Raw genomic sequence first — 13,119 nt, forward strand, 5'->3', positions numbered from 1 at the left:
GTGGCTGTGGATAACCACGGACCTGCCGGGCACCTGTGGACAACGCCCCGCTTCAGCCCGTTCCCGGACCAGAACCGCCCGGCTGAGCGTGCAGACGCGTGGGTCGGGGGACGCCCGTGGCATAACGGCCGGGCCGGGTTACGCTTCCCGGCATGACCGAGCTCCTGGTTGATCGCCATGACGACGGAGTCGTCCTCATCACCCTCAACCGCCCCGACATGCGCAACGCCATGACCGATGCCATGACCGCCCGATGGCGCGAGACGATGTCGTCGCTGGCCAAGGACCGCGATGCCCGCTGCGTCGTGATCACCGGGGCGGGCACCGCGTTCTCCTCCGGCGGCGACCTGTCCTGGATCGGCGATCGCGGCGCGGAGGCGGTGCCGTTGTTGCGCGACCGCATGCTCGACTTCTACCGCACCTGGCTCATGGTCACGGAGCTCGAGGTCCCCACGATCGCCGCCGTCAACGGCCCCGCCGTCGGCGCGGGGTTGTGCGTGGCGCTGGCCTGCGACCTCGTGTACGCCGCCGCCGACGCCAAACTGCTGGCCCCGTTCACGTCGCTCGGCCTCCATCCAGGTATGGCGGCCACGTATCTGCTTCCCAGGAGGGCGGGCACGGGCCTGGCGCGGGAGATGCTCCTGGCCGGCCGTACGGTGACAGGTGCGGAAGCGGCGGTTAAAGGACTAGTAAATGAATCTTTCCCGAAAGATGACCTTATGTCGGAAGTACGGTCCATAGCCGGGAAGATCGCGAAGAACGCACCCATAGCCACAAGACTCACGAAAGTGGCCCTGAACCAAGACCATCAGGACCTGGAAGCCGCGCTGAGGTGGGAGTCCCTGGCACAGCCGGTGACCATGGCATCGTCCGACATGATCGAAGGGCTGGCCGCGCATCGGGAAAGGCGTGTGCCCAAATTCACCGGCTCTTAATCATCTGACCAGCAGAAACAACGTCCACCCTCTGTGGAATTTCGTCAGTCTCGGCTACCGTGCATATGTGCCCCCCGAGACAGTCGAGGTTCGTCGCAGTTCTCGTCGCAGGCGTACGGTCTCCGCCTACCGCGACGGTGACAAGACGATCGTGCTCCTGCCCGCCTGGCTGAGCGGCGAAGACGCGGATGAATGGGTGAGCCGGATGCTGGATCGGCTGGCCGCGAAAGAGCGGCGGCGACGGCCGACGGACGAGGCTCTCCTCGAACGGGCCAAGGAGCTGTCGGCCAGATATCTCGACGGCAAGCCCGACCCCGTGAGCGTGCGCTGGGTCGACAACCAGCAGCACCGATGGGGCTCGTGCACCCCGGAGAACGGCACGATCAGGATCTCGACGCGGCTCAAGGGCCTGCCGGAATGGGTCATCAACTATGTGATCATCCACGAGCTGGTGCACCTGCTGGTGCCCAGCCACGGCCCCAAGTTCTGGGCGCTGGTAGAACAGTATCCGAAGGCGGAGCGGGCGCGCGGGTTCCTCGAGGGATTCTCCGCCGCGGCCCACACGGCACCGGAGGAGTGTTGACGCGCATAGCCGCGGTCCTGGCACGACGGCGCATGTCGCAGGCGGCGCCCCCGGGCGTCGACCCGGCGGTGTTCCTCGAGGCGGTGGCCGAAGACACCTACGAGATGGTCGCCGGGCTGGAGCTCGTCACCCCGGTCCTGATCACCAGCGTGCCCGAGCTCGACGCGATCGTCTGGCCGGGCACCCAGGTCATCGTGGTCGACGAGGACGAGCCGTTGAAGAGCATCCTCGCCCGCCTGGACGCCGACCAGGCCGCCGTGATCGCCGCGGACGCCCCCGATCTTCCTCCGCTGCTGGTCGGAAAGTTGTTCAGGGAGCTGGGCAGGTCCGAGATCACGATCTGCCCAGCGGAGCGCGGCGGAGCCGTGGCACTGGCCTGCGCGCTTCCCGCACCCGGCTGGGCCGACCCCGACCTCGACGACGCCGACGTGGTGGCCACGTTGCGCGCCCGGGCTCCAGGGCCGCGCAGGGTCGCCACCACCCCCGGCTGGCACCGCCTGCGCACCCGCGGCGACGTCGAACGCCTCGACCCCGGCCTCGAAGGCTGGGACAACACGCGAGCTCTGATCTCCGCGCGCTGACTCAGGGGACGGTGAGCTCGGCCAGCAGGGCACGATGGTCGGTGCCCGGCACGTCGTGCACGCTGACCTCCTTGACCCCGACCCGCTGGTCGACCAGCACGTGATCGATGGTGATGATCGGCGGCACCCGCTTGTTGGCCGGCCACGTGGGGATCAGCCCGGCCCCCACCTGGTCGGCCGCGTCCTTGTAGCCGCGTGCCAGCAACGAGCGCATGGGCGCGTGGTCGAGCGAGGCGTTGAAGTCGCCGGCGAGGATCCGCACCCGCTCGGGCGATGCGGAGGGAAACGCCTCCAACGCCTCGTGCCAGTCGGCGTAGTTGCGGCCAAGGGGCGGATAGGGATGCGCGTCGACGAACTCGATCGGCGGCCCGCCGGGCAGCGAGACCAGCGCGGCCGGCATGCGGTGCCCGATCTCCGGCATCACGTCGGGCAGTTCACGCATCGGGTGCTTGGAGTAGAGCCCGCTCCCCCCGGCGCTCCACTCGGCTTCCAGCACCCGGTGCGGCATGATCTCCTTGAGCCCGGCCGCGTCCAGATCGGAGATGACCCCAGGGGTCAGCTCCTGCGTGCTCAGCACGTCCGGCTCGAACTCGCGTACGAGCCGCATGATCGTCGCCACGTCGGCCCTGCCGAACAACATGTTGATCGTCATGACCTTGAGCGGCCGGCCCGCCGTGGCGTCCGCGGTGCCCAGCGCCCTCGGCAGCACGCTGAAACCGAGCGCGGTCGTGGCGAGCAGCGCGACGGCGGTCGCGGCTCGCTTGCGCCCGACCGCGGCGATCAGCAGCGGGATCAGCGAGCCCGCCGCCGCGTACGGGGTCGCGGTCATGAGCTGTGTGGGCAGCGACCCGCGCTCCAGCCCGGCCACCCGGGCGACGGCCCAGGCGGCGAACGGGGTCACGGCCAGCCAGGTGAACGCCGTCGCCGGAAATCTGCGTCGTTTACGGTCCGGCACCACGATCGTGCCGCCGACGGCGGAAGTCTCCACGCAAGCCCCCTTTGGAACGACCCAAGAGGACTCTAGCCAAGTGCTCGCGAGCCGAGCGCGTCCCGTCCGCGCGCGGCCAGTCGCCGCGTCGCCTCGTCGGACAGCTCGGGGATCTCGTCGACAGGGAACCAGCGCAGGTCGAGCGACTCCTCGCTGATCACGGCCTCTGCCCCTTCGGGCGCCACGGCGGCGTATTCGACGTCGAGATGCCAGCTGTGCGGCGGATGGCACCACACGACGTGCTTGTCGACGGCGAGCGGCCCCGGCAGCAACTCGAGTCCGGAGATCCCCGACTCCTCCCATGCCTCCCGCAGCGCCACGTCCGCGAGCGACATGTCGGAGATCTCACAGTGGCCACCCATCGGCAGCCACATCTTGGCCTTCGGATGCAGGGTGAGCAGCACCTGGGAGCCGTCGTGCGACAGCACGGCCGTCGTCGCCGTCAGATGCCCCGGCACGCAGGCACGCGTCATCGCGTCGTCGTGGGTGCGAAGGTGCTCGAGGAACTCCGTACGCAGCGCCTCTTCCTCGGGCGTGGGCGCCGTCCAGCCGGACAGCACCGCCACGGCGTCGCGGTGCAGGCTCAACTCTTGTCGCCCTCGCCCTCGTCGTCCGGCTTGGCCTCCAGCTGGGAGATGTCCCAGGCCTGCTCACCGCGTACGAACGCCTCGGGGTCTTCGAGATCGTCGGCCGTCGGCATCAGATCGGGGTGTGACCACAGACCGTCGCGCCCGTCGACCCCCCGCTCGCTCTCCAGCGCGCGCCACAGCGCGGCCGCCTCGCGCAGGCGCCTGGGCCGCAGCTCCAGCCCCACCAGGGTGCCGAACGTGAGCTCGGCGGGACCGCCGGTGGCGCGCCGCCTGCGCACGGTCTCCGCCAGGGCCACGGCGGAGGGCAGCTTGCCCTGGGCGGCCTGGTCGACCACGGTGGCCACCCAGCCCTCCACCAGGGCGAGCATGGTCTCCAGCCGGGCCAGGGCGGCCTTCTGCCGCTCGGTCTCCTCGGGCTTGAGCAGGTTGCCCCCGCTGAGCGCCTCCTGGATGGCCTCGGGGTTGTTGATGTCGAGACCGCGGATCTGCTCTTCGAGGGCAGAGGTGTCGACGGTGATGCCCCTGGCGTATTCCTCGACCGCGCCGAGCAGGTGCGAGCGCAGCCACGGAACATGCTGGAACAGCCGGTGGTGCGCGGCCTCACGCAGAGCCAGGTAGAGCCTGATCTCGTCGGACGGCACCTCGAGGCCCTCGCTGAACGACGCGATGCCGCCGGGCAGCAGCGCGGCCGTGTCGGACAGGGGCAACCCGATGTCCGTGGTGCCGACCACCTCGCGGGCCAGCGAGCCGATCGCCTGCCCGATCTGCTGGCCGACCATCATGCCGCCCATCTGCTTGAGCATGCCCATCAGCGGCCCGGCCATCTGCTGGGCCTCGGGCGGCAGCCCCGAGCCTCCGAGCGCGCCGCCCATGGTCTCGACCATGCGTTCGGCGATGGGCTCGCAAAGCTTTCGCCATATCGGGACCGTGTTCTCGATCCACTCGGACCGGCTCCAGGCCTGCGGATTGGACACGCCGCTGGGCAGCGTCGTCGCTTCGTTCAGCCACAGGTCGGCCAGGCTGAGCGCCTCGACGATCTGACGGCGCTCGCCTTCCATGACGCTCGGATCGCCCTCGGCGGCCACGGAGTGCCGGGCGATGTTCTTGGCCATGTCCCAGTTGACAGGGCCTGAACCCTGCGGCGCCGACAACATGTCGGCGAACTGGCGCATCGCCTGAGCCATCTGCTCAGGGTTGCCGAACATGGCGAACGGGTTCTCGTTAGGGTCGTTTTCGCGACCTGGCAGGTCAGTCACCGCTCTACCTCGTGCAGGATGGAGGAGTCCACATCCGCCACGTTAGTCGTCCTACGGCGGATCAGTGCAAAGTGAGGACCTGGTGCCTACCTCGAAACGCCCGCGTCAACCCGTCGTAGCCGTCACCGGTGCGGCCTCCGGCCTCGGCCGCGAGCTGCTCGCGAGGCTCGTATCCGCTGCGGATTTCCGCAGGGTGGTGGCCATTGACGAGCAGCGCGGCGACGTCGGCGAGGCCACCTGGAGAGTGCTCGACGTACGAGATCCGCTCTTGGCGAACCGGATCTCCGACATCGACGTCCTCGTTCATCTGGCCGGCGACTACACCGTCGACTCCGACCCCGGCGAGCGGCGCGCCTACAACCTGCGAGCCGCCCAGACCGTGCTGACGGCCTGCGCCGCGGCGCGCGTCCGCCGCGTGGTGCTGGTCACGAGCGCGATGGTGTACGGCGCCGCGCCCGACAACGAGGTGCCCCTGCCCGAGGACGCCCCGGTCACGGCAGAGCCCGACACCGGCGTCGTCGGCGACTTCCTGGAGATCGAGTCGCTCGTACGCAGGTCGCTGCGCAGCCATCCCGGCCTCGAGGTGACCGTGCTGCGCCCGGCCGCGGTGGTCGGCCCCGGCGTCGACACGGTGATCACCCGCCACTTCGAGTCGCCCAGGCTGCTGACCGTGAAGGGCTGCAACCCTCACTGGCAGTTCTGCCACATCGACGACCTGCTCTCGGCGCTGGAGCTGGCGGCGCGCGGAGCCGTCACGGGCGTGGTGGCGGTCGGGTGCGACGGGTGGATGGAGCAGGAGCAGGTCGAGGAGATGTCCGGCATCCGCAGGTTCGAGCTGCCCGCGGGGCTGACGTTCGGCACGGCGCAGCGCCTGCACCGGCTCGGCATCACCCCGGCGCCCGCGACCGACCTGCACTACGTCGTCTACCCGTGGGTGGTCGACTGCACGGCGCTGCGCGAGGCGGGCTGGAAACCGGCGTGGACCAACGAGGCGGCGTTCGAGCAGCTCCTGGAGCTGCGCGAGAACAGGACGACCGTGGTCGGCAGGCGCCTGCCCGTCAAGGAGGCGACGCTCACCGCCGCCGGCGCCACCGTCGCCGTGATCGGCACCGCCGCGATCGTCCGCCAGGTGCGGAAGAAGAGGCGGCAGTGAGGGCCGGTGCGAAAACTCCCAGGTGATCTGCTGCAACGCCCCTGACCAGGCACGACATTAGAGCGGCAGCCCGGCGGGCAGATTTCTTGTTGGTATTCTCTTTCCGTGGACGTCATCCGGTTGCTCGGCATTCGTGAGACCCCGCTGTCCGTGGACGAGGTGCTGGCCGCCGTGGGCGACCACGCCGCCGGCGGCACCACGATCTTCGTGGGCACCGTCCGCGAGCAGGACCAGGGAAAGCCGGTGGTGCGGCTCTCCTATTCGGCGCACCCCTCAGCCGAGGCCGAGTTGCGGCAGGTGGCCGAGAAAGTGGCCGCCGACTTCCCCGTGACGGCGCTGGCCGCCGTCCACCGCGTGGGCGACCTGGCGCTGGGCGACACGGCCGTGATCGTCGCGGTGTCCGCGCCGCATCGTGACGAGGCGTTCAGGGCCTCGCGCCGGCTGATCGACGAGCTCAAGGCGCACGTCCCGATCTGGAAACACCAGTCATTCGCCGACGGCGAGGCCGAATGGGTCGGTGCCGGCGAATAGGCTTTCCACCATGTCACGACGCGCCCTGACCCTGCTGCTGTCGGGGTTTCTCGTGCTCGCTCTCGGCGTGGTGGGCGCGCTCCAGAAGGTCCCCTACGTCGTGCTCAGCCCCGGCCCGACGGAGAACACCATCGGCGAGGTCGACAAGAAGCCCGTGATCTCGATCAAGGGCCGGCAGACCTATCCCACCAAGGGCGCGCTGAGCCTGGTCACGGTCGCCTATCAAGGTGGCCCTGCCGCCCAGATCGACCTGCTGACCGCGTTGCGCGGCTGGATCGATCCGACCGTCGCGGTGGTCCCGCAGGAGACCATCTTCGCTCCCGACCGTGATCCCAAGGAGGTCGAGGAGGAAAACACGGTCGAGATGTCCAACTCCCAGGACTCGGCCACGGCCGCCGCGCTCAACGAGCTCAAGATCCCTTACAACATGGTCGTGTCGGTCGTGTCCACGGAGAAGGGCAAGCCCGCCGAAGGCAAGCTGCGCAAGGGCGACGAGATCAACTCCGTCGACGGCAAGCCGGCGGAAAACGTCGATGTCGTGGGCGACGCGGTCAAGGCACACAAGCCGGGCCAGAGCGTCGTCTTCAACGTCACCAGGGGCGGGACGAAGCTCGACGTCACCGTGCCGACGATCGCGGGTCCCGAGGGGCAGACCCTGGTGGGCGTGCTGATGCAGGCCACGTACAAGTTCCCGTTCGACGTCGACATCAACGTGGGCGACGTCGGCGGACCCAGTGCCGGGCTGATGTTCTCGCTCGGCATACTCGACAAGCTCACGCCTGGCGAGCTCACCGGGGGCAAGCGGATCGCCGGCACCGGCACCATCCAGCCGACGGGCGAGGTCGGGGCGATCGGCGGCATCGCCCAGAAGATGGTCGGGGCGAAGGAAGCGGGCGCCACCGTCTTCCTGACGCCCGCCGACAACTGCGCCGAGGCCATGAAAGCCGTCCCTGACGGGCTCCGGCTGGTCAAGGCCGACACGCTGCACAACGCGGTGCTGGCGCTGGACGCGCTGCGCACGGGCAAGGGCAACGTGCCCGCTTGTGACGCTGGATGAAACTTTCGGCAAGGCCCATGCGTTAGCCCTAGGGCTGGCACCGCGGTGTAGGTTGCCAGACACGGACCGATTTTCATGACGACGAGGGGTTGGCCTTGAGCTTCCGGACCCCAGGAGCCGGCAGGGCGATGCGCTTGCCCCGCCGACCGCGACTGCTTCTGCCGGTGGCGATCGCCCTTGTGGTGATCGTTGCCCTGTTCTTTCTCTTCTCTGGTTTTTACACCGACTACCTGTGGTTCGACGCGACGAACTACACGTCGGTCTTCACCACCGTCCTGCTGACCCAGATCGTGCTGTTCCTGGTCGGAGCGGCGCTGATGGTCGGCATCGCCGGCGGCAACATGCTGCTGGCCTTCCGGATGCGGCCGATGTTCGGGCCCGCGGTGTTCGGCGGGAGCAGCGGCGCAGACCGCTACCGCATGGCGCTCGACCCCCACCGCAAGCTCATCTTCATCGTCGGCATGGCGCTGCTCGCGCTCTTCTCCGGCTCCTCGTTCGCCGGCCAGTGGCAGACGTGGCTGAAGTTCATCAACGGCGAGGCGTTCGGCAAGCAGGACCCGCTGTTCCGGATGGACATCTCGTTCTTCATGTTCGACTATCCGTTCATCCGGATGGCGCTGAACTTCCTGTTCACCGCGGTGATCATCTCCATCATCCTCGCGGCGATCACCCACTACCTCTACGGCGGGTTCCGCCTGCAGTCGCCGGGCGTCCACGCCTCCAGGGCCGCCCGCACGCACCTGTCCGTGCTGCTGGGCGTCTTCCTGCTGCTCAAGGCCGTCGCCTACTTCGTCGACCGCTACGGCCTGGTCTTCTCTGACCGCGGATTCGTGCACGGCGCCTCCTACACCGACGTCAACGCCGTCCTGCCGGCCAAGACCATCCTCGCGATCATCGCCCTGATCTGTGCCGCCCTGTTCTTCGCCGGTGTGTTCCGGCCGGGCGGCATGCTGCCCGGGGTCTCCGCGGGCCTGCTCGTGCTCTCGGCCATCCTGATCGGCGGCGTCTACCCGGCGCTGGTCGAGCAGTTCCAGGTCAAGCCCAACCAGCAGGGCAAGGAATCCCCTTACATCCAGCGCAACATCCAGGCCACGCGGGAGGCGTACAACGTCGACAAGACCGAGGTCGAGACCTACAACGCGCAGGCAGACCCGGCCAAGGTCGAATCCAACGGCGACGCGTCCGTCTCCGGCGTCCGGCTGCTCGATCCGGCGCTCGTGTCCTCGACGTACGAGCAGACCCAGCGCATCCGCGGCTTCTACAGCTTCGCCGACACGCTCGACGTCGACCGCTATCCCGACAACACGGGCAAGCTGACCGACCACATCGTCGGCGTGCGCGAGCTGACCAGCCCGCCCCAAGACCAGAACAACTGGATCAACCGGGCCCTGGTCTACACCCACGGCTACGGCTTCGTCGCCGCGCCCGGCAACCAGGTCGACTCCAGCGGCTTGCCCGCCTACGACGCCAAGGACATGCCGGTCACGGGCCCGCTGGTGAACAGCGCCAAGCTCAAGGAATCGCGCATCTACTTCGGCGAGGACCCCTCGTCCTCCGAATACGTCATCGCCGGCGGCAACCCCAACAACCCGCAGGAGCTCGACTACCCGGAGACGGGCGGCACGGGCCAGAAGAACACCACCTACACCGGCAAGGGCGGAGTGCCCGTCGGCTCGTTCATCAACCGGCTCCTCTACGCCGCCAAGTACAGCGAGGCGAACATCCTGCTGTCAGGCGACATCAACGACAACTCCAAGATCCTCTACGTCCGTCACCCGCGTGACAGGGTCCAGCAGGTCGCGCCGTTCCTCACGCTCGACGGCAACCCCTACCCGGCGATCATCGACGGGCGTGTCACCTGGATCCTCGACGGCTACACGACGTCCGACGACTACCCCTACTCGCAGAGCGAGAGCCTCGGCGACATGACGCGCGACACGTCCACCGACCGTCGCGTCATCGCCCAGCAGCCGCGTGACCAGATCAACTACATCCGCAACTCCGTCAAGGCCACGGTCGACGCCTACGACGGCACGGTCAAGCTCTACGCCTGGGACAACAACGACCCGGTGCTCAAGACCTGGAGCAACGCCTTCCCCGGCGTCATCAGCCCGGCCTCGGAGATGAGCGCCGACCTGCGCAGCCACGTGCGCTACCCGGAAGACCTGTTCAAGGTGCAGCGCTACACGCTCTCGCGCTACCACATCACCGACCCTGCCGCCTTCTACAGCGGCCAGGACTTCTGGAACGTCCCCAACGACCCGACGCAGGGCGAGCAGAACGTCAAGCAGCCGCCCTACTACCTGACCACCACGATGCCGGGCGGCACGCCGACGTTCTCGCTGACGACGACCTTCGTTCCACGGCAGGGGCCCAACCTGGCGGCGTTCATGGCGGTCGACTCGTCGTCCGGCTCCGGCTACGGCCGGATGCGCATCCTCCGCATGCCGTCCAGCACGCCCATTCCGGGCCCCGGCCAGGCACAGAACGCCTTCCAGAGCCGCTTCGCAGGTGAGCTCAACCTGCTGGGCGTCGGTGCGTCGTCGGTGCGTTACGGCAACCTGCTGACGCTCCCGTACGCGGGCGGCCTGGTCTACGTCGAACCGGTCTACATCCAGGTGGCCGCGGGTGGCGGTCAGGAGCCCTATCCGATCCTGCAGCGCATCCTGGTGTCGTTCGGCTCCAAGATCGGTGTGGCTCGCACACTGGAGGAGGCGCTGCAAGAGGTCTTCGGCGGCGAGCAACAGCAACAACCCCAGCAGAACGAGCAACAGACCCAGCCCAATGAGGCCAACACCGCGCTCAATTCGGCGATAGCCAACGCGAAGAAGGCGTACGACGACGCGCAGAAGGCCCTGCAGGCGAGCCCGCCCGACTGGGACGCCTACGGCGACGCGCAGAAGCGGCTGGAGGAGGCCCTGAAGACGCTGGAAGGGGCCAACAAGCAGGAGCCGGCGCCCACGGGCACACCGAGCCCATCACCCTCGGCCACGCCGTCTGCGACGCCGACAGGCACAAGCTCGCCGCCGGCCTCCGCACCACCGTCAGTCGCGCCGTCACCCACCGGATCACAGGCGGGAGGCACCTCTTAGCGCAATCAATTTGCGCCCACCCCGCGCCGCCGATACGCTTACAAAGCAAGACGACGCGGGGTGGAGCAGTTCGGTAGCTCGCTGGGCTCATAACCCAGAGGTCGCAGGTTCAAATCCTGTCCCCGCTACCAGGCCAGAGGCTCGGGATTCGGAAACGGATCCGAGCCTCTGATCGTTTCAGAGTATGACCGTCACGGGCACTCCTCTGAAGGCTGTATAGTTGTCAGCAACACACCGACGCGGGGTGGAGCAGTTCGGTAGCTCGCTGGGCTCATAACCCAGAGGTCGCAGGTTCAAATCCTGTCCCCGCTACCAAGGAAAGTCCCCGGTCACCGGATCACCCGGTGGCCGGGGACTTTTTCCGTTTCACCGATAACTGGTATTCACGGCCTGCCTTGTCCCGTGGTCCACAGCCGCGCTTACATGATTACATGTCGGATGAGGCAGTTCCTACGATCTGCGAATGGGCCGGCGGAGAACGCGGTGGATACCCCAACATGCTCCGCCACCACCTGGGCAGGGCGATCACAGAGCCGCAACGCCGCAGGTGGGTCAGCCTGCTCATGGACTCGGCCGACGAGGTGGGGTTGCCGGACGATCCGGAGTTCAGGGCGGCGTTCGCCGGCTACATCGAGTGGGGCACCCGGCTGGCCGTACAGAACTCCCAGCCGGGCGCGGAGCCTCCGCCGCTGGCGCCCGTGCCGAGATGGGGTGGGACGTGGCGCCGCCATACCAGCCTTGAGCCGGTCGCGCGGTCACCGGTTCCAGCCGTCCGCTTCCGCGTAGGCGTCCGGCTCGTCGAGCGGGTTCACGTACGTGTCGGAGTCCCGGAGGTCCTCCTCGCGAACCCAACGCGAGATGCCCCGTGAGACCTCGTCGTCGATCTCGGCGATGCGGTGCAGATAGGGCAGCCGGTCCCGGTACATGTCGATGATCGACAGCTGGAGGTCGTCCCCCATGTCCCGGCCGATCTCGTAGAGGTTGTCGTCCATGGCGCTCAGGCCTTATCGATCATTTGGATCGCCTTCTGCACGGCCCAGCCGAGGAGCAGGAGCCCGAAGACGACCTGCACGATGCGCATCCACAGGGACGAGAAGTGATCGGCGTAAACAACGATGCCGACCCACATCAAGCCGAATATCCCGACGAGGAGGATTGCTGCCCAGTTCAGCCCTCGCTGCCACATATGTGAAGTCTCGCAGCCGGTCCGCCAACGGCGGGTATGCCGGGAGTCGTCATCGGGTCACCGCGCCGGGCCCTTCAGCGGGGGAGCGTCCTGCCCGTGCTGACGCAGCGTCGCAGGCGCACGCCGCGACGATGGGGCCGCTGAGGCGACTCCTCCAAGCACGCGAGCAACGCGGCCGCCGTGGTGGCGTCGGCAAGGACGCGTTGCACGGTCTCCTCGCCCTGGGGCAACTGGCCGTGTTCAGCCAGCTCGTGCTTGAGGAACGCCATGGGATCCGGCGCGTGCGCGGCGTCGGCAGCCGCAGTCGCCCGTGCGGACGTCAGCAGGCGCAGGTAGTGGGTGCGTAGAACGGCCTCGCGCATGCGGGAGTGCTCGAGATCGTCGATCAGCATCCTGGCGATGCTCAGCAGGTCTCCGGCCTGGGTCGTCTCGTCGGCGAGGAAGGCGCGGATGTCGTCGAACTCCGAGCGGGTCATGGCGGGCACCTCCGAGAGCGCAGTCTGCTCGTGGGTACATTCGTAGCGGCGGGCGATTGCGGATGGCTTGCCGTCGACTTGCGCCGCGGGGCCGCCAAGGGGAGTTCATCGGCAAGGTTTGGGCGTCCGCTGGCGAGGGAAGAACCTCCTGATTACCTGAGTGGGCCGAAGCAGGTGCCACAGGCTGCTAGAGTTGCTTCGCGCAGGGCGGTCCGGAGGTTCCTCGGAGCCGCGGAGAAGCCCGGCAAATCCCACTACCTTCATGGTCGTCCGTCATGGTTTCGCACCGGTTCGGACGGGCTGGTAAGTTAGAGGGGTTGTCTCCGAAAGGGGGCGGCGCTTAATTCCCGCAGGTTGTGCAGGTCCGGTCAATTTGACAGGGGCTTGAACGGCTGAAAGAGTTAAGACACAACGAAATGAACGCCTCTGAGCGAGGATCCTGGGTTCGGGGTTTTGGTGAGGATGGACGCGTGCGTTTCTTGAGAACTCAACAGTGTGTTAAAAGCCAGTGCATGATGCACAACCCCGTTGATCGACGTTTGTCGGTTGATGGATTCCTTTTTGTTAGTTGGGTTCAGACCTTTTTTGGAGAGTTTGATCCTGGCTCAGGACGAACGCTGGCGGCGTGCTTAACACATGCAAGTCGAGCGGAAAGGCCCTTCGGGGTACTCGAGCGGCGAACGGGTGAGTA

13 protein-coding genes, 2 tRNA genes and 1 rRNA gene are annotated in these 13,119 nt (G+C 67.6%); 10 read left to right on the forward strand and 6 right to left on the reverse strand.

The features are described 5' to 3' along the window. Window positions 1-152 precede the first annotated feature (152 nt). From ABGB14_RS26060 to ABGB14_RS26070, 3 genes are all read left to right on the forward strand, one after another. The gene (locus ABGB14_RS26060) at window positions 153-935 is read left to right on the forward strand and encodes an enoyl-CoA hydratase-related protein (RefSeq protein WP_347646444.1); all 783 of its coding nucleotides are present in this window, start codon (window positions 153-155) and stop codon (window positions 933-935) included. Window positions 936-1,002: 67 nt separating this feature from the next. Continuing rightward, window positions 1,003-1,518, forward strand: a complete 516-nt coding sequence (locus ABGB14_RS26065; RefSeq protein WP_347623147.1) for a M48 family metallopeptidase — start codon at window positions 1,003-1,005, stop codon at window positions 1,516-1,518. Beyond that, window positions 1,515-2,099, forward strand: a complete 585-nt coding sequence (locus ABGB14_RS26070) for a hypothetical protein (protein ID WP_347646445.1) — start codon at window positions 1,515-1,517, stop codon at window positions 2,097-2,099. Before ABGB14_RS26065 ends, ABGB14_RS26070 begins: the two co-directional genes overlap by 4 nt. Window position 2,100: 1 nt before the next feature. On the opposite strand, the gene ABGB14_RS26075 is transcribed toward ABGB14_RS26070, so the two are convergent. The 3 genes from ABGB14_RS26075 to ABGB14_RS26085 are packed head-to-tail and all read right to left on the reverse strand — an operon-like array spanning window position 2,101 to window position 4,882. Continuing rightward, window positions 2,101-3,087: an endonuclease/exonuclease/phosphatase family protein gene (locus ABGB14_RS26075; protein WP_347646446.1), complete on the reverse strand. Its 987-nt coding sequence runs from the start codon at window positions 3,085-3,087 to the stop codon at window positions 2,101-2,103. A 32-nt stretch (window positions 3,088-3,119) separates the two neighbouring features. After that, window positions 3,120-3,674, reverse strand: coding sequence for an NUDIX domain-containing protein (locus tag ABGB14_RS26080; protein ID WP_347623144.1), 555 nt, complete (start codon window positions 3,672-3,674; stop codon window positions 3,120-3,122). Continuing rightward, window positions 3,671-4,882 (reverse strand): zinc-dependent metalloprotease, encoded by a 1,212-nt coding sequence (locus tag ABGB14_RS26085; RefSeq protein WP_347646467.1) that lies wholly within the window; start codon window positions 4,880-4,882, stop codon window positions 3,671-3,673. Before ABGB14_RS26085 ends, ABGB14_RS26080 begins: the two co-directional genes overlap by 4 nt. A gap of 130 nt (window positions 4,883-5,012) precedes the next feature. On the opposite strand from ABGB14_RS26085, the gene ABGB14_RS26090 reads away from it, so the two are divergent. The 6 genes from ABGB14_RS26090 to ABGB14_RS26115 all read left to right on the forward strand — a co-directional run bounded on the left by ABGB14_RS26090 (window position 5,013) and on the right by ABGB14_RS26115 (window position 11,081). Beyond that, the gene (locus ABGB14_RS26090) at window positions 5,013-6,086 is read left to right on the forward strand and encodes an NAD-dependent epimerase/dehydratase family protein (RefSeq protein WP_347646469.1); all 1,074 of its coding nucleotides are present in this window, start codon (window positions 5,013-5,015) and stop codon (window positions 6,084-6,086) included. A gap of 105 nt (window positions 6,087-6,191) precedes the next feature. Next, on the forward strand, window positions 6,192-6,617 hold the full coding sequence (locus ABGB14_RS26095) for a molybdenum cofactor biosynthesis protein MoaE (RefSeq protein ID WP_347646447.1): 426 nt from the start codon (window positions 6,192-6,194) through the stop codon (window positions 6,615-6,617). A gap of 10 nt (window positions 6,618-6,627) precedes the next feature. After that, entirely contained in the window at window positions 6,628-7,674 is a 1,047-nt protein-coding gene (locus ABGB14_RS26100; protein WP_347646448.1) for a PDZ domain-containing protein, read from the forward strand. A 128-nt stretch (window positions 7,675-7,802) separates the two neighbouring features. Continuing rightward, window positions 7,803-10,766, forward strand: a complete 2,964-nt coding sequence (locus tag ABGB14_RS26105; protein ID WP_347646449.1) for a UPF0182 family protein — start codon at window positions 7,803-7,805, stop codon at window positions 10,764-10,766. 54 nt (window positions 10,767-10,820) lie between these two features. Further along, window positions 10,821-10,897 (forward strand) — tRNA-Met (locus ABGB14_RS26110). A gap of 107 nt (window positions 10,898-11,004) precedes the next feature. Then, window positions 11,005-11,081, forward strand: a tRNA-Met gene (locus ABGB14_RS26115). Between the two features lie 440 nt (window positions 11,082-11,521). Here the strand turns inward: ABGB14_RS26115 and ABGB14_RS26120 are convergent. The 3 genes from ABGB14_RS26120 to ABGB14_RS26130 form a co-directional block, all read right to left on the reverse strand. Then, a complete protein-coding gene (locus ABGB14_RS26120; protein ID WP_347646451.1) occupies window positions 11,522-11,758 on the reverse strand; it encodes a hypothetical protein in 237 nt (78 codons plus the stop codon). Window positions 11,759-11,763: 5 nt separating this feature from the next. Beyond that, entirely contained in the window at window positions 11,764-11,952 is a 189-nt protein-coding gene (locus ABGB14_RS26125; protein ID WP_347646452.1) for a hypothetical protein, read from the reverse strand. Window positions 11,953-12,026: 74 nt separating this feature from the next. Further along, on the reverse strand, window positions 12,027-12,428 hold the full coding sequence (locus ABGB14_RS26130) for a hypothetical protein (RefSeq protein WP_347646453.1): 402 nt from the start codon (window positions 12,426-12,428) through the stop codon (window positions 12,027-12,029). A gap of 582 nt (window positions 12,429-13,010) precedes the next feature. Between ABGB14_RS26130 and ABGB14_RS26135 the strand changes: the two genes are divergently transcribed. Then, window positions 13,011-13,119: ribosomal RNA gene (locus ABGB14_RS26135) — 16S ribosomal RNA — on the forward strand; the annotation flags it as partial.

This window comes from Nonomuraea sp. B10E15 (genome assembly GCF_039871615.1).
Taxonomy (GTDB): Bacteria; Actinomycetota; Actinomycetes; order Streptosporangiales; family Streptosporangiaceae; genus Nonomuraea.

Bases quoted from the DNA above. Each gene is read 5' to 3' on its own strand.
- ABGB14_RS26085 (WP_347646467.1), bottom strand. From the start codon at position 4,882: ATGTTCGGCAACCCTGAGCAGATGGCTCAGGCGATGCGCCAGTTCGCC.
- ABGB14_RS26060 (WP_347646444.1), top strand. From the start codon at position 153: ATGACCGAGCTCCTGGTTGATCGCCATGACGACGGAGTCGTCCTCATC.
- ABGB14_RS26130 (WP_347646453.1), bottom strand. From the start codon at position 12,428: ATGACCCGCTCGGAGTTCGACGACATCCGCGCCTTCCTCGCCGACGAG.
- ABGB14_RS26100 (WP_347646448.1), top strand. From the start codon at position 6,628: ATGTCACGACGCGCCCTGACCCTGCTGCTGTCGGGGTTTCTCGTGCTC.
- ABGB14_RS26120 (WP_347646451.1), bottom strand. From the start codon at position 11,758: ATGGACGACAACCTCTACGAGATCGGCCGGGACATGGGGGACGACCTC.
- ABGB14_RS26105 (WP_347646449.1), top strand. From the start codon at position 7,803: ATGCGCTTGCCCCGCCGACCGCGACTGCTTCTGCCGGTGGCGATCGCC.
- ABGB14_RS26125 (WP_347646452.1), bottom strand. From the start codon at position 11,952: ATGTGGCAGCGAGGGCTGAACTGGGCAGCAATCCTCCTCGTCGGGATA.